This window comes from Brevundimonas naejangsanensis DSM 23858 (assembly GCF_000421705.1).
Taxonomy (GTDB): domain Bacteria; phylum Pseudomonadota; class Alphaproteobacteria; order Caulobacterales; family Caulobacteraceae; genus Brevundimonas; species Brevundimonas naejangsanensis.
This window is the reverse complement of the sequence record NZ_ATXN01000002.1, coordinates 226,607-246,731: the sequence shown is the minus strand read 5'-3', so window position 1 is coordinate 246,731 and position 20,125 is coordinate 226,607. Positions and strand designations below refer to the sequence as shown.

At 66.8% G+C, this 20,125-nt stretch carries 22 protein-coding genes; 11 read left to right on the top strand and 11 right to left on the bottom strand.

The genetic code is table 11. From position 1 onward, the window contains the following. Position 1: 1 nt before the first annotated feature. Positions 2-289 carry an Asp-tRNA(Asn)/Glu-tRNA(Gln) amidotransferase subunit GatC gene (gene gatC / locus H556_RS0101405; RefSeq protein WP_003167060.1) on the bottom strand — a complete coding sequence of 96 codons (288 nt, stop codon included), beginning with the start codon at positions 287-289 and terminating at the stop codon, positions 2-4. A gap of 141 nt (positions 290-430) precedes the next feature. On the opposite strand from gatC, the gene H556_RS0101400 reads away from it, so the two are divergent. Genes H556_RS0101400 through dprA form a run of 7 tightly spaced genes read left to right on the top strand, consistent with a single transcriptional unit; the run spans position 431 to position 6,250 of the window. Then, positions 431-760, top strand: coding sequence for a DNA-binding protein (locus H556_RS0101400; protein WP_245559390.1), 330 nt, complete (start codon positions 431-433; stop codon positions 758-760). Positions 761-820: 60 nt separating this feature from the next. After that, the gene (gene ruvX / locus H556_RS0101395) at positions 821-1,285 is read left to right on the top strand and encodes a Holliday junction resolvase RuvX (protein ID WP_024352741.1); all 465 of its coding nucleotides are present in this window, start codon (positions 821-823) and stop codon (positions 1,283-1,285) included. Position 1,286: 1 nt separating this feature from the next. Further along, positions 1,287-2,210, top strand: coding sequence for an AEC family transporter (locus H556_RS0101390; RefSeq protein ID WP_024352740.1), 924 nt, complete (start codon positions 1,287-1,289; stop codon positions 2,208-2,210). A gap of 23 nt (positions 2,211-2,233) precedes the next feature. Beyond that, entirely contained in the window at positions 2,234-3,217 is a 984-nt protein-coding gene (locus tag H556_RS0101385) for an aspartate carbamoyltransferase catalytic subunit (RefSeq protein ID WP_024352739.1), read from the top strand. Beyond that, complete coding sequence (gene pyrC / locus H556_RS0101380; protein WP_024352738.1) at positions 3,214-4,512, top strand: dihydroorotase; 1,299 nt, start codon at positions 3,214-3,216, stop codon at positions 4,510-4,512. The genes H556_RS0101385 and pyrC overlap by 4 nt, the downstream gene beginning before the upstream one ends. Before the next feature lie 14 nt (positions 4,513-4,526). Beyond that, complete coding sequence (plsY, locus tag H556_RS0101375) at positions 4,527-5,165, top strand: glycerol-3-phosphate 1-O-acyltransferase PlsY (RefSeq protein ID WP_024352737.1); 639 nt, start codon at positions 4,527-4,529, stop codon at positions 5,163-5,165. Continuing rightward, the gene (dprA, locus tag H556_RS0101370; protein ID WP_024352736.1) at positions 5,162-6,250 is read left to right on the top strand and encodes a DNA-processing protein DprA; all 1,089 of its coding nucleotides are present in this window, start codon (positions 5,162-5,164) and stop codon (positions 6,248-6,250) included. The genes plsY and dprA overlap by 4 nt, the downstream gene beginning before the upstream one ends. On the opposite strand, the gene H556_RS16235 is transcribed toward dprA, so the two are convergent. Then, positions 6,247-6,432, bottom strand: a complete 186-nt coding sequence (locus H556_RS16235) for a hypothetical protein (protein WP_155802391.1) — start codon at positions 6,430-6,432, stop codon at positions 6,247-6,249. The genes dprA and H556_RS16235 overlap by 4 nt on opposite strands. 152 nt (positions 6,433-6,584) lie before the next feature. Between H556_RS16235 and topA the strand changes: the two genes are divergently transcribed. Then, positions 6,585-9,218 carry a type I DNA topoisomerase gene (gene topA / locus H556_RS0101360; protein ID WP_024352735.1) on the top strand — a complete coding sequence of 878 codons (2,634 nt, stop codon included), beginning with the start codon at positions 6,585-6,587 and terminating at the stop codon, positions 9,216-9,218. Positions 9,219-9,312: 94 nt separating this feature from the next. On the opposite strand, the gene H556_RS0101355 is transcribed toward topA, so the two are convergent. After that, positions 9,313-9,684 carry a hypothetical protein gene (locus H556_RS0101355; protein WP_024352734.1) on the bottom strand — a complete coding sequence of 124 codons (372 nt, stop codon included), beginning with the start codon at positions 9,682-9,684 and terminating at the stop codon, positions 9,313-9,315. A 222-nt stretch (positions 9,685-9,906) separates the two neighbouring features. Here H556_RS0101355 and H556_RS0101350 point away from each other — a divergent pair, with 222 nt between their 5' ends. From H556_RS0101350 to H556_RS0101340, 3 genes are all read left to right on the top strand, one after another. Further along, positions 9,907-11,388: a DEAD/DEAH box helicase gene (locus tag H556_RS0101350; protein ID WP_024352733.1), complete on the top strand. Its 1,482-nt coding sequence runs from the start codon at positions 9,907-9,909 to the stop codon at positions 11,386-11,388. An 80-nt stretch (positions 11,389-11,468) separates the two neighbouring features. Beyond that, positions 11,469-12,527 (top strand): GGDEF domain-containing protein, encoded by a 1,059-nt coding sequence (locus tag H556_RS0101345; protein ID WP_024352732.1) that lies wholly within the window; start codon positions 11,469-11,471, stop codon positions 12,525-12,527. A gap of 49 nt (positions 12,528-12,576) precedes the next feature. Continuing rightward, positions 12,577-13,374, top strand: coding sequence for a lysophospholipid acyltransferase family protein (locus H556_RS0101340; protein ID WP_024352731.1), 798 nt, complete (start codon positions 12,577-12,579; stop codon positions 13,372-13,374). Here H556_RS0101340 and H556_RS0101335 read toward each other — a convergent pair. The 8 genes from H556_RS0101335 to sufC are packed head-to-tail and all read right to left on the bottom strand — an operon-like array spanning position 13,371 to position 19,663. After that, positions 13,371-14,180, bottom strand: a complete 810-nt coding sequence (locus H556_RS0101335) for a MetQ/NlpA family ABC transporter substrate-binding protein (protein WP_024352730.1) — start codon at positions 14,178-14,180, stop codon at positions 13,371-13,373. The two genes, H556_RS0101340 and H556_RS0101335, sit on opposite strands and share 4 nt — an antisense overlap. A gap of 19 nt (positions 14,181-14,199) precedes the next feature. Continuing rightward, positions 14,200-14,856: a methionine ABC transporter permease gene (locus H556_RS0101330; RefSeq protein ID WP_024352729.1), complete on the bottom strand. Its 657-nt coding sequence runs from the start codon at positions 14,854-14,856 to the stop codon at positions 14,200-14,202. Beyond that, a complete protein-coding gene (locus tag H556_RS0101325; protein WP_024352728.1) occupies positions 14,856-15,845 on the bottom strand; it encodes a methionine ABC transporter ATP-binding protein in 990 nt (329 codons plus the stop codon). The genes H556_RS0101330 and H556_RS0101325 overlap by 1 nt, the downstream gene beginning before the upstream one ends. Before the next feature lies 1 nt (position 15,846). Next, positions 15,847-16,245 carry a HesB/IscA family protein gene (locus H556_RS0101320; protein WP_024352727.1) on the bottom strand — a complete coding sequence of 133 codons (399 nt, stop codon included), beginning with the start codon at positions 16,243-16,245 and terminating at the stop codon, positions 15,847-15,849. 10 nt (positions 16,246-16,255) lie between these two features. Next, positions 16,256-16,657 carry an SUF system Fe-S cluster assembly protein gene (locus tag H556_RS0101315; protein WP_024352726.1) on the bottom strand — a complete coding sequence of 134 codons (402 nt, stop codon included), beginning with the start codon at positions 16,655-16,657 and terminating at the stop codon, positions 16,256-16,258. 5 nt (positions 16,658-16,662) lie between these two features. After that, on the bottom strand, positions 16,663-17,916 hold the full coding sequence (locus H556_RS0101310; RefSeq protein ID WP_051130198.1) for an aminotransferase class V-fold PLP-dependent enzyme: 1,254 nt from the start codon (positions 17,914-17,916) through the stop codon (positions 16,663-16,665). Then, the gene (gene sufD, locus H556_RS0101305) at positions 17,895-18,917 is read right to left on the bottom strand and encodes a Fe-S cluster assembly protein SufD (RefSeq protein WP_024352724.1); all 1,023 of its coding nucleotides are present in this window, start codon (positions 18,915-18,917) and stop codon (positions 17,895-17,897) included. Before sufD ends, H556_RS0101310 begins: the two co-directional genes overlap by 22 nt. Then, positions 18,914-19,663 carry a Fe-S cluster assembly ATPase SufC gene (gene sufC / locus H556_RS0101300; protein ID WP_024352723.1) on the bottom strand — a complete coding sequence of 250 codons (750 nt, stop codon included), beginning with the start codon at positions 19,661-19,663 and terminating at the stop codon, positions 18,914-18,916. The genes sufD and sufC overlap by 4 nt, the downstream gene beginning before the upstream one ends. Between the last annotated feature and the right edge of the window lie 462 nt (positions 19,664-20,125).

Sequence of the window (20,125 nt, the reverse complement as noted above, 5' to 3'; positions counted from 1 at the left end):
CTTACTCCACGACCTTGGGCACGACGAAGAAGCCGTCGGCGGACTTGGGCGCGTTGGACAGGACGTCGGCGACCTTGTCGCCGTCCGTCACCACGTCATCGCGCAGGCGAAGCGGTTGAGACACGTTGGAGGTCATCGGCTCGACGCCCTGCACGTCCACCTCGTCCAGCTGTTCGATCCACTGCAGGATGCCGTTCAGCTCCTGGGCCAGCGGCTCCAGGCGGTCCTCGGGGGTCTTGATGCGGGCGAGATGCGCAACCTTGCGCACCGTCGCGGCGTCGATGGCCATGCGGCCCTCCAAAGCATGAAAGTCTGAGGGGGCGGGATTAGCGTTTCAACGCCGCTTCGACAAGGATCGGGCGCCGCCCTTTGTCCAGCTTGACCACGGCGACCAAAGGCCCCCTATCCTGACAGCGCGCCCGGCGCGAGTATGAAGACCCGCCTCAAGGAGACCAAAGCCATGAAGATCACCGGCCCCCAAGCCCGCGCCGCACGCGCCCTGGTGCAATGGCCGCGCGACCATGTGGCCCGCCTTTCGGGGCTGGCGGTCGACATCCTGGCCGACTTCGAGCGCGAGAACGTCGATCCGGGCGATGAGGCCCGCAGCCGCCTGCAGGCCGCGCTGGAGGAAGGCGGCGCCGTGTTTCTGAACGAAGAGGACGGCGGTCTGGGCGTGCGGCTGAAGTTCACCCGCAAGGAAGTCCGCTCGATCCGCAGCATGGAGAATGAAGGCGGGCCGGTCGGGGATGACGACGTGTGAGGCCGGCCGTTAGAGGACAGGCGCTTTGACACGCGCGCCCGCAGGGCCTAACGCGCCCTCGTGCCTGTCCTTGACCTTTCCGAACTGTCCGCCGCCTGCCCGCCCAACACCCCGTGGCTGGGTCTGGATCTGGGCGAGAACACCATCGGCGTCAGCGTGTCTGACACCGGGCGCATCATCGCCAGCCCGCTGGAGCTGATCCGCAAGACCAAGTTCAGCCAGGACGCCGAACAGCTGTTCAAGATCGTGGACGGCCGCAACGTGTCGGCCCTGATCATCGGCTTGCCGTTGAACATGGACGGGACCGAGGGGCCGCGCGCCCAGTCGTGCCGCGCCTTCGCCCGCAATCTGGAGCGGTTCCGGCCGGTCAACGTCGCCTTTCAGGACGAGCGGCTGTCGACCACGGCGGTCGAGCGGTTCCTGATCGACGAGCTGGACCTGACCCGCAAGCGCCGCGCCGATGTGGTGGACCGCACCGCCGCCGCCTGGATTCTGCAAGGCGCGCTGGACCGGCTGCGCCCCTGAGATGGCGGCCATTCTAGCCGGCGTCCTGCCGGTCTTCCTGCTGCTGGCGCTCGGCTATGGCCTGAAAAAGTCGGACTATCTGCCCGACGCCGCCTGGCGGCCGATCGAGAAGCTGGCCATCAATGTCCTTTATCCCGGCTTCCTGATCCCGGCGATCTGGAATGCGGACCTCTCGGGATCGGCCGCGGGCGCGGCGGGCGCCGCCGCCGTCACCGTATCCATCATCGTCTCGACCCTGACCCTGCTGTCAAAGCCCCTGCTGCCCCTCAGCGGCCCGGCCTACACCAGCGTCTTTCAGGGCATGATCCGCTGGAACAGTTTCGTTTTCCTGCCCGTCGTGCAGGCGACCTTCGGGCCGGAAGGCGTAGGCCTGGCCGCCGTGGTCATCGCCGCCATGATCCCGGTCAGCAACATCCTGAGCGTCATCGTCCTGGCCAAGTGGGGGGCGGACCAGCGCGGCGCCTCGCCCAAGGCCCTGTTCCGGGCGATGATGTCCAACCCCATCCTGCTGGCCTGTCTGCTGGGGCTGGCGCTGAACGTCTCAGGCGCGCCGCAGCCGCCGGGCGTGGCCGAGACGCTGCAACTGCTCGGATCAGCCGCCCTGCCGCTGGGCCTGATCGTGGCGGGCGCAGGTCTCAGCTTCCGCGAACTGGCGCGCACCCGCGTCACGGTCGGCGCCGTGGTGGTGGTCAAGATGATCGTGACGCCGCTGGCCATGTGGCAGCTGGCGCGCCTGTACGGCGGCGATGAAACTGCGCAGGGAATCGCCCTGCTGTGCGGCGCCGCGCCCGGCGCCGCCTCGGCCTATGTGCTGGCGCGTCAGATGGGCGGCGACGCGCCGCTGATGGCCGGGATCATCGCGGCGACGACGGTATTCTCGGTCATCGGCATCCCTGCGGCCCTGCTGCTATTCCATCTGGCCTGAGTCCCGCCTATAGCGGCGTCTCAATGACCCACGCAGCGCCTGTCACCGATCTCATCAAGGAACGGCTGACGCCGTTTCCTCGCGACCACTTCCTCGCCGCCGGAGACCTTCATCCGCCGGCCGCCTTGGCCTTGCTGGACCTGGCCGACGCCTTCGTCGACTTTAACAGGCAGTCAGCCAAGGGCGTGGACCTGATGCGCGGCCAGACGGTCGTAAACCTGTTCTTCGAGAACTCGACGCGGACCAGTTCCTCCTTCGAGATCGCGGCCAAGCGTCTGGGCGCCGACGTCGTGACCATGCCGGTCGCCTCTTCCTCGGTGAAGAAGGGCGAGACGCTGATCGACACCGCCGTGACGCTGAACGCCATGAAGCCGGAGATTCTGGTGGTGCGCCACGCCTCTTCCGGCGCGGTGGACCTGCTGTCGCAGAAGGTCGGTTGCGCCGTGGTCAACGCGGGCGACGGGCGGCACGAACACCCGACGCAGGCCCTGTTGGACCTGCTGTCCATCCGCCGCGCCTTCGGCGATGTGGGCGGGTTGAGCGTCGCCATCTGCGGCGACATCGCCCACAGCCGCGTGGCGCGCTCGAACGTCGCCCTGCTGCAGATGATGGGCGCGCGGGTGCGGCTGATCGGGCCGCCGACGCTGGTGCCCGGCGACGCCGACCGCTGGGGCTGCGAGGTCTTCCACGACATGAAGGAGGGTCTGGCCGGTTGTGACGTGGTCATGATGCTGCGCCTTCAGCTGGAGCGGATGGCGGGCGCCCTGATCCCCTCGACGCGGGAGTATTTCCGTTTCTGGGGTCTGGACCGCGAAAAACTGGCCTGGGCCGCGCCGAACGCCAAAGTCATGCACCCCGGCCCGATGAACCGGGGCGTGGAGATCGATTCCGACGTGGCCGACGATCTGAGCGTCTCCCTGATCCAGGATCAGGTCGAGATGGGCGTCGCCGCCCGCATGGCCGTTCTGGCCGCCCTCGCCCACCGCCGCGCGGGAGGCGCCGCATGACCGCCGCTCAACAGCCCATCGCTATCATCAACGCCCGCCTGCTGGACCCGGCCAGCGACTATGACGGCCCCGGCGCAGTCCTGATCGAGAATGGCCGCATCGTCGAGGTCATCCACGGACAGGCGACCCAACGCCCCGAGGGCGTGCAGATCATCGACGCCGAAGGCCGCTGCCTGGCGCCCGGCCTGATCGACATTCGGGTCAAGACCGGCGAGCCGGGCAACGAACCCAAGGAGACGCTGAAGTCGGCCAGCCTGTCGGCGGCGGCGGGCGGCGTCACCACCATCATCGTCCAGCCGGACACCGATCCGGCCATCGACGACCCGGCCATGATCGACCACATCCAGCGGCGCGGCGCCGCGCTTGATCTGGTCCACGTCCGCGCGGCGGGCGCGGCCACGCAAGCGCGCGACGGCGAGCGCATGGCCGAGATCGGCCTGATGCACGAGGCGGGCGCCCTGTATTTCACCGACGGCGACCGGGTGATCCGCAACACCCGCACCCTGCAACGGGTGATGAGCTACGCCGCCTCGTTCAACGCCCTGATCGCCTGCCGCCCAACCGAGCCGTGGCTGTCGGAAGGCGCCGTGGCGACCTCGGGCGAACTGGCGACCCGTCTGGGCCTGTCGGGCGCGCCCGCCATCGCCGAGCGCATCCAGCTGGAGCGCGACCTGGCCCTGGTCGAGCAGACCGGCGCACGCTTCCTGATCGACCAGATCTCGACCGAAGGGGCGCTGGAGACGCTGGCCCGCGCCCGTGCGCGCGGGCTGGAGGTTGCGGCCTCGGCCTCGATCAACCACCTGTGCTTCAACGAGATCGACATCGGCGACTACCGCACCTTCTACCGGCTGGACCCGCCGCTACGCGCCGAGAGCGACCGGCAGGCTCTGGTCGAGGCGGCGCGCGACGGCCTGATCGACGTCATCACCTCAGCCCACTGCCCCGAACCGGCCGAGAACAAGCGCCGTCCCTTCGCCGAGGCCGAGCCGGGCGCGGTGGGTCTGGAAACCCTGCTGCCCGCCGCCCTGACGCTGCACCACGAATACGGCGTGGACCTGCTGGACGTGCTGCGGCCGCTGACGCAGGGCCCGGCGGCCTTGCTGGGTCTGGAGGCTGGGGAGCTGTCGCAAGGGTCGCCCGCCGATCTGGTGCTGTTCGACGCCGGGGCGCCGGTGGTGATCGACGCCGCGACGCTGCGCTCCAAGTCGAAAAATTCGCCTTTTGACGGGCGGCGGCTGCAAGGCAAGGTCTTGCTCACCGTCGTTTCGGGCCGCATCGTCCACGACGCACGTTAAGGGGAGCGAATCACTTGCACGATCTGACGGGGCCGGCGCTCCTTACGCTCGGGCTTGTGGCTGTCGGCGGGTACCTGCTGGGCTCCATTCCGTTCGGCGTGGTCCTGACCCGCGCGGCGGGTGCGGGCGACGTGCGCAACATCGGCTCGGGCAATATCGGCGCGACCAACGTCCTGCGCACCGGGCGCAAGGATCTGGCCATCGCCACCCTGATCCTTGATGCGGGCAAGGGCGCGGTCGCCCTGCTGATCGCGCGGCATCTGCTGGGAACCGACGTCGCGGGCGCCATCGCCGGCGGCGCGGCCTTCCTGGGCCACCTGTTCCCCGTCTGGCTGGGTTTCAAGGGCGGCAAGGGGGTAGCGACCTTCTTCGGCCTGATCCTGGCCGCGTGCTGGCCGCTGGGCCTGCTGGCGGCGGCGACTTGGCTGATCATGGCCTTCGCCCTGCGCTATTCCTCCCTGTCGGCCCTGGTGGCGGCGGCGCTGACCCCGCTCTACGCCCTGCTGCCCCTGCCCGCGCTGGGCCTGCCCACGCCCCAGCCCATATTCATCATGGCGGTCTTCACAGCCGTCCTGATCTTCATCCGCCACCATGAGAACATCGGCCGCCTGCTGAAAGGCGCCGAGCCCAAGATCGGGACGAAGAAGGCGTGACGCCGCTGTCGGAGGCCGAGCGTTTCGCCCGTCTCCGGCTCGCCCGGACCGACCGCGTCGGCCCTGTGGCCTTTTCCCAGCTGTTGCAGCGGTTCGGTTCAGCCCAGCGCGCTCTGGACGCCCTGCCCGATCTGATCCGTAATCGGGGACGCACTAGCTATTCCGTCCCCGCGCCCGAAACCGTCGAAACCGAACTGGAAGCAGGCGCCCGCATCGGCGCGCGACTGATCCTATGGGGCGAGGCCGCCTATCCCGAAGCCCTGGCGGCCGTCGATCCACCCCCGCCTCTGCTGTGGATCCTCGGCGACGCGGCGTTGATGCAGCGCCCCTGCATGGCCATCGTCGGCGCGCGCATCGCCTCGGTGGGCGGCCAGCGCATAGCCCGCGGACTGGCGCAACAACTGGGCGAAAGCGGCCATGTCGTCGTCTCGGGTCTGGCGCGCGGGGTCGATGCGGCGGCGCATCTCGGCGCGCTGGGGACCGGCACGGTGGCCGTTCTGGGCGGCGGCGTGGACGACATCTATCCGGCGGACAACGCCGACCTGTATCGCCAGATCGCCGAACGAGGCTGCATCGTCTCGGAAAGCCCTGTCGGCGCGCGGGCGCAGGCGCGCGACTTCCCGCGCCGCAACCGCATTATTTCAGGCCTGTCGCGCGGCGTGGTCGTCGTGGAGGCTGAAATCCGGTCCGGCTCTCTCATCACCGCCCGGCTGGCGGGCGAACAGGGCCGCGACGTGTTCGCCGTCCCCGGCTCGCCGCTGGACCCGCGCTCCAAAGGGCCGAACGAACTGCTGCGCCAAGGCGCCATCCTGTGTGAAGGGATCGAGGATATAGAGCGATCCTTCGCCTCTCTGCAAACTCTGCGAGAGCCGCCCGCTGATTCGCCGTTCGACGGCGGACGTCCTGAAAAGATCGATGACGAGGTGCTGGATCGGATAGAAGCCCTGCTGTCCCCTTCGCCGGTCAGCCGCGACGAACTGGCGCGCGCCGCCAGATTGTCGATTGCGGAAACAGCCGCCGCCCTGCTGGAGCTTGATCTCGCAGGGCGGGCGACCTTGCTGCCCGGCGGTATGGCCTCGACCTAGGCAGGGGCGGTGCGGCGAGCCATATCCGCCGCATTCTCAAGAATGCCGGCCAACCTCTCATCCCCGTCCCAGCGGGCCATTCCGGCCAGTTCCATAGCCATGGCGGCCACATATTCACGAACCGGATAGTCCGTAAGATCAGGGCTTGGCGCCTGGCGGCGTCGCTGTGCTGTCTTGCTCATCGTCAACCCTCCCGAGAACGCCTCAGAGGAACACAACTTACAATAGTTTGCAAACTCGCGTTACCCGGAAAGGTTGCTCACTTGAAATGCGCCGATTGACTTCCGGCCGCGCCGCAACCACGTTCGCGCCCCCTTTTCCCCGATAGAGCGCCATGAATCTCGTCATCGTCGAGAGCCCCGCCAAGGCCAAGACCATCAATAAGTACCTGGGCTCGGACTATAAGGTTCTGGCTTCATACGGCCACGTCCGCGACCTGCCGTCGAAGGACGGCTCGGTTCTGCCTGACGATGACTTCGCCATGCATTGGGAAGTCGACGCCAAGGCCTCCAAGCGCCTGTCCGAGATCGCCGAGGCCGCCAAGGCCGCCGACCGCGTCATCCTGGCCACCGACCCCGACCGCGAGGGAGAGGCGATCAGCTGGCACGTTCTGGAAATCCTGAACAAGAAGAAGGCGCTGAAGGACACGGACGTCCAGCGCGTCACCTTCAACGCCATCACCAAGTCGGCGGTGCTCGAGGCGATGGCCAACCCGCGCCAGCTGGATATGGAGCTGGTGGACGCCTATCTGGCGCGCCGGGCGCTGGACTATCTGGTGGGCTTCAACCTGTCGCCGGTGCTGTGGCGCAAGCTGCCAGGCGCTCGCTCGGCCGGGCGCGTCCAGTCGGTCGCCCTGCGCATCGTCGTCGACCGCGAGATGGAGATCGAGCGGTTCAAGGCGCAGGAATACTGGTCGGTCGAGGCCGACCTGATCGCGGACAGCCCGCCCTTCACCGCCCGCCTGGTCAAGCACGAAGGCAAGCGGATCCAGCGTCTGGACATCGTGTCCGAGGCCATGGCCATGGCCGCGCGTGAGGCCGTCCACAGCGGCGACTTCACCATCAGATCGGTCGAGAAGAAGCCGGCCAAGCGGTCCCCCGCCCCGCCCTTCACCACCTCGACCCTGCAACAGGAAGCCGCGCGCAAGCTGGGCTTCACCGCCCAGCGCACCATGCAGGCGGCGCAGAAGCTGTATGAAGGCGTCGACGACACCGGCGGCCTGATCACCTATATGCGTACGGACGGCGTCTATGTGACGCCCGAAGGCATCGCCCAGGCCCGCGAGGCCATCGGCCAGCGCTTCGGCCCCGCCTACGTCCCGGCCGAGCCGCGCTACTACAAGACCAAGGCCAAGAACGCCCAGGAAGCGCACGAAGCCATTCGTCCGACCAACATCCTGCGCAGCCCCGACACCCTGCGGCTCGATAGCGATCTGCAGCGGTTGTATGAGCTGATCTGGAAGCGGATGATCGCGTCGCAGATGGAATCGGCGCGTCTGGACCGCACCACGGTCGAGATCGAGACGCCGGACGGCCAGACGGGCCTGCGCGCCACCGGCCAGGTCGTGGTCTTCGACGGCTTTATCGCCGCCTATGAAGAAGGCCGCGACGAAAAGCAGAAAGGCGCCGAGGAAGACGAGGACGAAGGCGGCCGCCTGCCTGCGCTGAAGGAAGGCGCCAAGGCCAAGGTCGAGGCTATCCGCACCGATCAACACTTCACCGAGCCGCCGCCGCGCTTCTCCGAAGCCACCCTGGTCAAGAAGCTGGAAGAGCTGGGGATCGGCCGTCCGTCGACCTACGCCTCGATCTTGACGACGCTGCGGGACCGCGAATACGTCCGCATGGACAAGAACCGCTTCTATCCCGAGGACAAGGGACGGCTGGTCACAGCCTTCCTTGAGCAGTTCTTCGCCAAGTGGGTCGAGTACGACTTCACCGCCGCGCTGGAGACCCAGCTGGACGAGGTGTCGGCGGGCGATCTGGACTGGAAAACCCTGCTGCGCCGCTTCTGGCAGGATTTCCACGCCGCGACCCAGGCCGCAGGCGAGCTGCGCACCACGGCGATTCTTGATCACCTGAACGAAGCGTTGGGCCCGCACATCTTCCCCGACAAGGGCGATGGCTCCGACCCGCGCCAGTGCCCGGTCTGCCATGAAGGCCAACTAAGCCTGAAGACCAGCCGCTTCGGCGCCTTCATCGGCTGCTCGCGCTATCCGGAGTGCAAATACACCCGCCCCGTGGCTTCGCCCGACGCAGCCGACGGCGGCGCCGAGAGCGGCGATCGCGAACTGGGCGTCGATCCGGCGACCGGCCAGCCCGTGCACCTGAAGATCGGCCGTTTCGGCCCCTATGTCGAAACCACGCCGCCGGATGCGGAAAAGCCCAAGCGCTCGTCCCTGCCCAAGGGCTGGACCCCTACGTCGATGGATCTTGAGAAGGCTTTGCGTCTGCTCAGCCTGCCGCGCGACGTGGGCCCGCACCCCGAAGACGGCAAGATGATCACCGCCAGCCTGGGCCGCTATGGCCCGTTCGTGGCGCACGCCGGCACCTACGCCAACGTCGCGGACATCGAGGAAGTGTTCGACGTCGGTCTGAACCGCGCCGTGGCCCTGCTGGCTGAAAAGCGCGCAGGTCGTGCAGGCCGCGCCTCGGCCGCCGCGCCGCTGAAGGAACTGGGCGCCCACCCGGAAACGGGCGAGGCCGTTCAGGTCATGGCCGGTCGCTACGGCCCCTACGTCAAGTCGGGCAAGATCAACGCCACCCTGCCCAAGGGCACGGCGCCCGAAGACATGACGATGGAGGCCGCCCTGCCCCTGCTGGCCGCCAAGGCCGGCGCCGCGCCCAAGAAGAAGGCGCCCGCCAAGAAGGCGGCGGCGAAAAAGCCTGCTGCGAAGAAGGAGCCCGCGGCCAAGAAACCGGCCGCTAAAAAGGCCCCCGCCAAGAAGGCCAAGGCTGCGGACGCCGATTAAGATCAAGCGCCCTCGTTCTCATGAACGGGGGCGTTTTTCTTGATGCCGCCCCAATACCTCTCATGCCGCCGAACATTCTGAGCGGTTTTCCGGCTCAGCGCCCCGCGACTAGTTCATTACGGACGCGGCGCCCCAAAGGGTCGCGACCCGGCCAGCTCTCGCCCACTGAGGCTTCGATATAGGGGGTGCAGAAGCGCGAGATGATCATGCGCGGGCGAATCTCGTTCAGGCAGACCTTGTCGCCTTCGCGCGCCCACCGGGCGGTCAGGCGGCGTCCGTCAGAAAACAGGGCGCGATAGGCGCCGTCGCGGTCGAACCAGTGCTTGACCCAATCGCCGTCGGGATAGTGGGAAACGACAGTATTTCCAAAGGCCGCCTGCATGGCGTCGACACCCCGTCCGCGATCCGACGCCTGGGCGCCAAGCGGCGCGGCAAGCATCAGCGCGATCAATACGGCAGCGCGCATTCGACATCCTTCTCCCGGTCCCCGAGGCGACCATACAGCCCGCGGCGCCGTTGCCAAGCGAGGCCGTTAGAACGGAAATACTTGACTGAGGCGTAGGGCTTTCCATATACCGCCCCAAGCTCGGAACAGGACTGGCGATGCGCGCCGCCCGCTCGCCCACGAGGGGCGGTTCCGTCAGCTAACGGCGTTTGCGAACGTTATCCTCCGTCCCTTCAGGACTGCATGACTGAGTTTTCCAAGCTGGGCCTTTCGCCCACGACCCTACAAGCGGTCGCCGATACCGGCTACACGACCGCCACCCCCATTCAGGAACAGGCCATTCCAGTGGCCCTGGCCGGACGCGATGTCCTCGGCATCGCCCAAACCGGCACTGGCAAGACGGCCGCCTTCACCCTGCCTATGGTCGACCGCCTGGCCTCGGGCCGCGCCCGCGCCCGGATGCCGCGCGCCCTGGTGCTGGCGCCGACCCGCGAACTGGCCGATCAGGTCGCCGAAAGCTTCGCCAAATACGCCAAAGGCACCAAGTTGAACTGGGTGCTGCTGATCGGCGGCGTCTCCATGGGCGACCAGGTCGCCGCCCTGAACAAGGGCGTGGACGTGCTGATCGCCACGCCGGGGCGCCTGCTGGACCTGTTCGACCGCGGCAAGATGCTGCTGACCGGCGTCGAGCTGATGGTGGTCGACGAGGCCGACCGGATGCTGGACATGGGCTTCATCCCGGACATCGAGCGCATCTTCAAGCTGACGCCGCCGCGTCGCCAGACCCTGTTCTTCTCGGCCACCATGCCGCCGGAGATCACCCGCCTGACGCAGCAGTTCCTCAAGGATCCGACCCGGATCGAGGCGTCGCGCCCGGCCACAACCGCCGACACCATCACCCAGCACATCACCCGCCTGCCGACCTCGGACCCCAAGGCCAAGCGCACCGCCCTGCGCGCCCTGGTCGAGCGCGGCGACGTGCAGAACGGCATCGTCTTCTGCAACCGCAAGTCGGAAGTCGACATCGTCGCCAAGTCTCTGCAGGTCCACGGCTTCGACGCCGCGCCGATTCACGGCGATCTAGACCAGTCGCTGCGGATGAAGACCCTGGCCGATTTCCGCAGCGGCGCACTCAAGCTGCTGGTCGCCTCGGACGTCGCCGCGCGCGGCCTGGACATCCCGGCCGTCAGCCACGTCTTCAACTATGACGTTCCGCACCACGCCGACGACTACGTCCACCGCATCGGCCGCACCGGCCGCGCCGGGCGTCTGGGCGAGGCCTTCATGATCGTGACGCCCGCCGACGACAAGTCGTTGGACAAGGTGCTGAAGCTGATCAAGAAGGAGCCGGTCGAACTGCCGCTGGACGGCATCGACTTCGCCTCCATCAAGGACCGCCCGCGCGACGACAGCCGCTCAAGCCGCGGCCGTGGACGCGGCGAACGCAGCGAGCGCGGCAGCCGTTCGCGCCGTTCGGTCGAAGAAGCGCCCGTCGAAGCCGAAGCCCTGATCGAAACAGCGCCGACGCCCGCGCCCGAAGCCGAAGCGGCGCCTCAACGCGCACGCAGCCGCAATAAAACCGAAGCCAAAACGACGCCAGCAGCCCAGAAAACGCCTCAGAAGGCTAACCAGGCTGAAGGCCGCCAGCCCGCGTCTCTCGCCGGAAATCCTTTCGGCGATGACGTCCCGGCCTTCCTGCGTCGCCCGGTGGTCCTGGCCGGATAAGGCCGGTCTGCGAACTTAACCCTGCGTTACAGAAGACCGGTATAGCTTTCCGGATCACGCAGCGCAGGGGCAGTTCAGGCATGACCACCCAGGTGGAAACCACGGTTCGCAGTCCGGAAGCCTATGCTCTGGCGCACCGCGCCGTGGACGCCATGCAAGCCGCCGCCGTGTGGCCGACGCCGTTGAACTTCGAACTGTGGCTGCACTACCTGGGCGACCCGGACGGAACGCTGGGGCAGGAAATTTCGCGCCTTCTGGCGACAGGGGCGCCCTTCACCGATTCGACGGCGGAAATGCTGGCCGCCGAATTCCTGCCGCGTGGCCGTCTGTCCGAAGAAATCCGCGACGCCGGGGCCATGCTGAACAGGGAACTGGCAGCCGTGGCAGGCGCCATCGACAAGGCGCGCGAAAGTCAGGCCAGCTACGGGCACACCTTGGCTGACGCCGTCGATCGGATGGCCAGCGCAGGCGACGCCAACAGCCTTGGAGACATCGTGTCCTCACTAGCGGATGCGACCCGCCGCATCCGACGCCATACGGCCGCGCTGGAACGACGCCTGGAATCCTCAAACCGCGAAGTGACCAAGCTGCGCGATCACATGGAGCAGGTGCGACGCGACGCGATGACGGACGCCTTGACCAATCTGGCCAACCGCAAGGCGTTCGACGAACACCTGCTGCGGATGTGCGATGAAGCTGAAAGCGTGGGCGGCTCGATCGGGCTCGCGATCATCGACATCGACCATTTCAAGCGCTTCAACGATACCTGGGGGCACCAGACGGGCGATCAGGTGCTGCGCTATGTCGCCAGCGTCCTGGGCCGGGTGTCGCGAGCGCCGCGCATCGCCGCCCGCTATGGGGGCGAGGAGTTCGCCCTGATCTTCCCCGGCGAAACGGCAGGCGCCATCGAGGCCGCGCTGAACGCCATTCGTGAGGAAATCGCCTCCCGCGCCCTGCGCCGTCGCTCGACCAACGACGATCTGGGCGCCGTGACCATCTCCGTCGGCTTTGGTCTGCGCCGCCCTGGCGAAACCGCTAGCCAACTGCTGACGCGGGCGGACGAGGCGCTCTATGCCTCCAAGCGCAGCGGGCGCAACAAGGTGACCGCCGCCGTCGAGGCCGTATCCGACGCCGCCTGAGGCTTCACTTTAAGCTCGCCTCTGAACGGCAGGCTGGCATAGTCGCCTGATGCGAAGCCTGCTGTTCAACATCGCCTATTGGGCGCTTTCCATCACCTATGGCCTGGCCGCCGCCTTTGCGGCTCTGGCTCCGGGCCGAAAGGCCACCAGTTGGATCATCCGCCGTTATGTCCGGCGCATGGTGCAGGCCATGAGCCTGTTTGCGGGCATTCGCATCGAGACGCGTGGCAAAGAACGCCTGCCGCAGGGCGCCTTCATCATCGCTTCAAAACACCAGAGCTGGGGCGACGGCTTCGCCACCTATGACCAGTTCGACGACGTGGCCTTCGTCACCGGCGACCATCTGGAGAAGTTCCCTCTGCTGGGAACGGTGCTCAAGAAGCTGGGCGCCATCGTCGTGAACAACTGCGGCGGCCACGCCGCCCGCGCCGCCCTGAAGGAGCGGGCCGCCGACGCCAATCGCGAAGGCCGCAAGATACTGATCTATCCGGAAGGCCATCTGGCGAAGGTCGGCGAGAAGTTCCGTTACCGCTCGGGCGTCTGGCACATGTACCGCGATTTCGACATGCCGGTCGTGCCGCTGGCGACCAATCTGGGCTTGTTCTGGCCGCTGGAGGAGTTCCGCAAGAACCCCGGCACGGCGACGCTTGAATTCCTCGGACCCATCCCGACCGGCTTGCCGAAGGCCGAGTTTCTGGAACGGCTGGAAGCCGCCGTGGAAGGCAAGACGGCCGAACTTATCGCCGAGGCGACGGGTCAGCCGGTCACCGCCGCCGTGCTGATCGAATCCAAGGAAGAATCCGCCAAGGCCGCCGTAGCGGCCAAGGCGGTCAGCGCTGCAGCCTAGGCCGCCGGGATCACTGCGCCTTCATATTTCGTGGCGATGAAGTCCTTGATCGCCTGACCGCGCAGGGCGTTGGCCAGGGCCTGGATGCGCGGGTCGTCCTGATTGTCCGTGCGGGCGACCAGATAGTTCACATAGGGACTGTCGGCGCCTTCCAGTTGCAGCGCGTCGGTCTTGGGCTTCAGACCGGCGTCGAGGGCGTAGTTGGTGTTGATCACCGCGCCGTCCACTTGAGGCAGGATGCGTGGAATGGTCGCGGCCTCGACCTCCTGGAACTTCAACCCCTTCGGATTGGTCGCGATGTCGCGCACTGTCTGCAGCGGGTTCTGCGGATGCTTGAGCGTGATCAGGCCCGCCGCCTGCAACAGCAGCAGGGCGCGACCGGTGTTCGACGCATCGTTGGGAAGCACCACCTGGGCGCCGTTGGGCAGATCGGTCAACGCCTTGTGCTTGCGCGAATAGAGGCCCAGCGGCTCGACGTGAACGCCCGCCACGGTGATCAGGGTGGTGCCGCGCGCGGTGTTGAACTCGTCCAGATAAGGCTTGGTCTGGAAATAGTTCACATCCAGCCGTTTTTCAGCCAGTTGCACGTTGGGCTGAACGTAGTCGTTGAAGACCTTGATCTCGATCGGCACGCCCTCGGCGGCGAGGATCGGCTTCACCTGCTCCAGGATTTCAGCGTGCGGCACGGCGGTGGCGCCGACCAGCAGGGGGACGCCCTCGGCCCCCGCCTTCTTGCCCGCGCCCTGACCGCAGGCGGCGAGCGTCAGGACAGCAGCGGCGGACAGCAGCAGCGAACGGCGGGTCATGGGGCAGGCTTTCGTAAAATCAGCGGTGCGAGACCTTAGCGACCAGACGGTCGCCGATCATCTGCAGAATTTGTACGAGGATCAGCAGCAGAACTACGGTCACGGCCATGACGTCGGTCTGGAAGCGCTGGTAGCCGAAGCGGATGGCCAGGTCGCCCAGACCGCCCGCCCCTACCACGCCGGCCATGGCCGTATAGCTGACCAGGGCGATGGCAGTGACGGTCGCGCCGGCGATGATGCCCGGCATCGCCTCAGGCAACAGGGCGCGCGTCACGATCTGGAAGGTCGAACCGCCCATGGCCTGGGTCGCCTCGACCACGCCTTTGTCCACCTCGCGCAGCGCCGTCTCGACCAGACGCGCATAGAAGGGCGCGGCCCCGACCACCAGCGGCGGAATGGCCCCCGCCACGCCCAGCGAGGTGCCGACCAGCAGCACCGTCACCGGCAGCATGACGATCAGCAGGATGATGAAGGGCACCGAACGCAGCACATTGACGACGAAAGACAGGACGGCGTTCAGCACCGGATTGGCCGCCAGCCGCCCCTTGCCCGACAGATAGAGCAGCACGCCCAGCGGGACGCCCAGGATCACGGTCAGGACCATTGATCCGCCCAGCATCAGCAGGGTGTCGATCGTCGCCTTGCCGATATCGGCCCAGTCCACATTGGCGAACATCAGACCGCCTCCACCACGACGCCGCGCGCGGCCAGTTGCGCCAGGGCCGCCTCGGCGTCGCCGCCGGTAAAGGCCACCGTCATCTGGCCATAGGGCTCGCCCCGGATGCGGCTGATGCGGCCCGACAGGATCGAATAGTCCACGCCCGCCGTGCGCGCGACGCAGCTCAATTCCGGCTCATAGGTCGAGGGGCCGCGGAAGGTCAGGCGGGCCATGCGCGCCCCTGCGGGCGCGACCGAGGCGTCGACCGCCTCCTCGCCCTCGGCCAGCATGGCGCGGGTCACGGCGTGCTGGGGATGCAGGAAGACGTCGGCCGTCGCGCCCTGCTCCACGATCCTGCCGTCCTTCAGCACCGCCACCCGGTCGCAGACGCGGCGCACCACCTCCATCTGGTGTGTGATCAGGACGATGGTAAGGCCAAGGTCGCGGTTCAGCCCGTCCAGCAGGGTCAGGATGTCCTCGGTCGTTTCTGGGTCCAGCGCGCTGGTCGCCTCGTCGCACAGCAGGACGCTGGGGCCGCAGGCCAGGGCGCGGGCGATGCCGACGCGCTGCTTCTGGCCGCCTGAAAGCTGGGCCGGATGCTTCTTCGCATGATCGGCCAGACCCAGTTGGGCCAGCAGCTGCGCCGTGCGCGCCTTCACCTCGGTTTCGGGCCGCCCTTCCAGCCGCAAGGGGAAGGCGACGTTGTCCTCGATCGTCTTGGCGTTCAGCAGGTTGAAGTGCTGGAAGATCATGCCGATGCCGCGCCGCGCTGCGCGCAGTTCGGTCGGGTTCAGGGCGGTGATCTCCTGCCCGTCAACGAAGACCTTGCCGGCGTCCGGCGTCTCCAGTCGGTTGATGGCGCGGATAAGGGTGGACTTGCCAGCCCCCGAACGCCCCACGACGCCGAACACCTCGCCGCGCGCGACGTGCAGGTCGACGGCGTCCAGCGCCGTGCGGTCGCCCGCCACGCTGCGATAGCGCCGGGTCACCCCCTCCAGTCGGATCATATCAGTCGGCGTCCAGAGTTGCGGCGGGGATGATGGTGACGCTCTCGCCGCAGCCGCAGGCATCCGTCTCGTTCGGATTGCGGAAGATGAATTTCGAGGCCAGCTTCGTCACCTCATAATCGATCTCGGTGCCGATCAGGAACAGAACGGCCTTGGGCTCGATCAGGATGGTGACGCCCTTATCCTCGATCACCTCGTCCAGCGGCTGGATCTCTTCGGCATAGGCGAAGGTGTATTCCTGCCCCGCGCAGCCGCTGTTCTTCACGCCGACGCGAAGGCCGACATAGTCTTTCTCAGCGTTGTCCATGATCTCGCGCACGCGCGCGGCGGCGGCGTCCGTCAGGGTAACCGCCTTGGGCCGGGGGCGTCGGGGCCGGGTCGTGGTCTGAAGCTCGGTCATCAGGGACTCCTCAGAACATGTTCAGGGCCAGCTTGGCCTCGTCGCTCATCTTGGAGGCGTCCCACGGCGGATCGAACACCAGATTGGCCTTGGCGCTGCGCACGCCATCGACCTTCTTCACCGCATCCTCGACCCAGCCGGGCATTTCGCCGGCGACCGGGCAGCCCGGCGCCGTCAGCGTCATCTCGACCAGCACGTCGCGGTCGTCGGAGACGTCGACCTTGTAGATCAGGCCCAGTTCATAGATGTCGACCGGGATTTCCGGGTCATAGACGCTCTTCAGCGCCTCGATCAGGTCGTCCGTCAGCCGGTCCAGCTCGGCCTGAGACAGGGCGCTTTTCTGCGGCTCGTCCCAGCTGGCGGCGAAGGCGTCGCTGTCGCTGATCGCGTTGTCGGTCTTGGCGTCGTCCATACTCGTCACACGAAGAAATTGCGCGCCTTGATCAGCGCGTCCACGAAGGCGTCTGTATCCTCCATGGTGTTATATAGGGCGAAGGAGGCGCGCGTGCTTGCGCTCACGCCCAGTCTTTTCGCCAGCGGCTCGGCGCAGTGCAGTCCGGCCCGGACGGCGACGCCGTAGCGGTCCATGATCTGAGCCACGTCATGAGCATGGGCGCCCTCAACGGCGAAGGTCAGCAAAGCGCCCTTCCCTTCCGCCTGCCCCAGAATCCGCAACCAGTCATGATCGGCCAGACGCTCGACCGCGTGGCGATACAGGGCTTCCTCGTGCGCCTGAACAGCGGCCGGGTCATACTGCGACAGCCAATCGATCGCCGCCCCCAGGCCAATGGCTTCCAGGATCGGCGGCGTCCCGGCTTCGAACCGATGCGGCGGTTTGGCGTAGGTCACCCGGTCCTTCTCGACCGTTTCGATCATCTCGCCGCCGCCCTGATACGGCGGCAGGGCATCCAGCGCCTCGGCCGTGCCGTACAGGACGCCGATGCCGGTGGGACCGAACAGCTTGTGGCCGGTCAGGACGTAGTAGTCGCAGCCGATGGCCTGAACGTCCGACGCCGCGTGAACCGCGCCCTGGCAGCCGTCGATCAGCACCCGCGCCCCGGCCGCATGGGCCAGACGGGTGATCTCGGCGACCGGGTTGATGGTGCCCAGCACGTTAGACATGTGGGTGACGGCGACCAGCCTGGTCTTCGGCCCCAGCAGGGCGGCGAAGGCTTCCATGTCCAGCGAGCCGTCGTCCTTGATCGGCGCCCATTTCAGCACCGCCCCGCGCCGCTCGCGCAGGATGTGCCAGGGCACGATATTGGAGTGGTGCTCCATCTCGGTGATGATGATCTCGTCGCCCGGCTGGATCGACAGGCCGACGCCATTGGCGACCAGGTTGATCGCCTCGGTGCCGCCCTTGGTCCAGACGATGGTCTCGGCCGAAGGCGCGTTCAGGAAACGGGCGACGATCTCGCGCGCGTGCTCATAGGCTTCCGTCGCTTCGTTCGACAGGGTGTGCAGACCCCGGTGAACGTTGGCGTAGCTGCCCTCCATCGACGCGACCAGGGCGTCGATCACTGCGCGCGGCTTCTGAGCCGAGGCGGCGCTGTCCAGATAGACCAGCGGCTTGCCGTTCACCTGACGCGACAGGATGGGGAATTGCGCACGGGCGGCATAGGGGTCGAACCCCGTCACAGATGCGTTGATCACAGGCGAGCCGTCAGCCATTCCCGCACCACCTCTCTGGCGCCTTCATGCTCGATGCGGTCGACGACCTCGATCAGGAAGGCCTGGGTCAGCAGGGCGCGGGCCTCGTCAGCCGAAATGCCGCGCTGCTGCATATAGAACAGGGCGCTTTCATCCAGCGTCCCGACGGTGGCGCCGTGGGCGCACTGAACCTCGTCGGCGTAGATGATCAGCTCGGGCTTCACGTCGATCTCGCCGCGCTCGGATGTGATCAGGCCGTGGTGCCCCATGCGGGCGTCGGTGTCGTCAGCGCCCTTCTGGACCAGAATCTTGCCCTGGAAGACGCCACGCGCCTCGTCGCGGACGACGCCCTTGATCAGCTGGCTGGTCGTGCCGTTCGGCGCGATGTGGTCGATCACCGTGGTCAGGTCGGAATGACGTGCGCCGCCGAGCAAATAGAGGCCGTCCACACGAGCATCGGCGCCCTCGGCGCCGTGACGCAGGCGGGTCTCATGACGTTGCAGCTTGGCGCCCGTGGCGACGACGGTCTGGCGATAGCGGCCGCCGGCCTCCAGCTTGACCTCAGCCTCGGCCACCGAAATGGCGTCATCCGGTTCGTCGGTCAGGACGATGCGGGTCACCTCGGCGTCGGCGGCGACGTCGATCTCGACCTTGTTGTGGGCGACATAGGTCGAGCCCTTGCCCTCATGCGTCTCCAGAAGCAGCAGGCGCGCGCCGGGGCGGGCGACGATGCGCGCCGCCGCCGTATGACCGGTGCCCGTCGCATCCGAGATGAAGCGCAGGCGCAGCGTCTGATCGCCCGAGGCGATGTAGTCCTTCACCCCGACCGGGCGGCCGTTGGCGAAGACGATGGCGTCGCCGCCCAGATCATAGAAGGGTCCCGGCGCGCCGACGACGGCCGTGCCAGACGGTTCGGGCGCTTCACGAAGAAAGCGCTTCAGATCACTGTATTTCCATTCCTCGACCCGCCGCGAGGGAAAGGTCGCGGCGTCGGTCAGGTCCAGCCGGGCGAGCGCCTTCATGCCGCCTCCGGCAGGAACTTGTCGTAGCCTTCCGCCTCCAGCTCATGCGCCAGCTCAGGCCCGCCCGAGGCGACGATGCGGCCGCCCGCCAGAACGTGCACGCGGTCCGGTTTGATATAGTCCAGCAGGCGCTGATAGTGGGTGATCACCAGCATCGACCGTTCCGGGCTGCGCATGGCGTTCACGCCGTCGGCGACAATGCGCAGGGCGTCGATGTCGAGGCCGGAGTCCGTTTCGTCGAGGATCAGCAGCGACGGCTCCAGCAGGGCCATCTGCAGGATCTCCATCCGCTTCTTCTCACCGCCGGAGAAGCCGACGTTCAGCGGCCGCTTCAGCATGTCGAAGTCCATCTTCAGCGACTGCGACGCCGCCTTGACCAGCTTCAGGAAGGCCGGGGCCGAAACTTCATCCTCGCCGCGCGCGCGCTTCTGGGCGTTCAGCGCCGTGCGGATGAAGGTCATTGCCGGAACGCCGGGAATCTCGATCGGATACTGGAACGACAGGAACAGGCCCGCCGCCGCGCGCTCGGCCGGATCAAGGTCCAACAGGTCCTGGCCGTTCCACGAGGCGGAACCGTCCGTCACCTCATAGCCGGGACGCCCGGACAGGCTGTAGCCCAGCGTCGACTTGCCCGCCCCGTTCGGCCCCATAATCGCATGAACTTCGCCCGCAGGCACATCGAGCGTCAGACCCTTGAGGATCGGCTTTTCGGCGACGGAGACGTGGAGATTGTCAATGGAGAGCATATTCATCAATCAACGATTGCAAATGGATCCCGTTCAAACGTAGCTGTTTGCCCGGAAGCGCTTGTTAGCGTGAGGATAGGGCCATCAAGCCCGGTCAACTTGCCGCCATCGGCAACCATCGCACGGAGCTGGGCCAAGTATTCTATGTCTTTAATTGAACACGTTCGGCTCGAGGGTGATGCGTCGGCAATTTGCTTGATCACGCCATCAGTCTGAACGGCCCAAAAACCACAACCCGACTGAACTTCGACGCCACCCGTCGTCACCCAAATACTGATCCGACCCGCTAGCTGCGCATCACGGGGCTCAGAAGATGATCCCTCTGCCCGAACGGGCGTGCCGCTGATCTTAAGCAAAGAGCCCATGAAGAGATCACGACCGGCAGGCTCGGGCTGCGAACTTTTAGGAACCGAACCGACCTCAGAGCAGGCCGACATCATACCGATCGCCAAGATTGGAGCG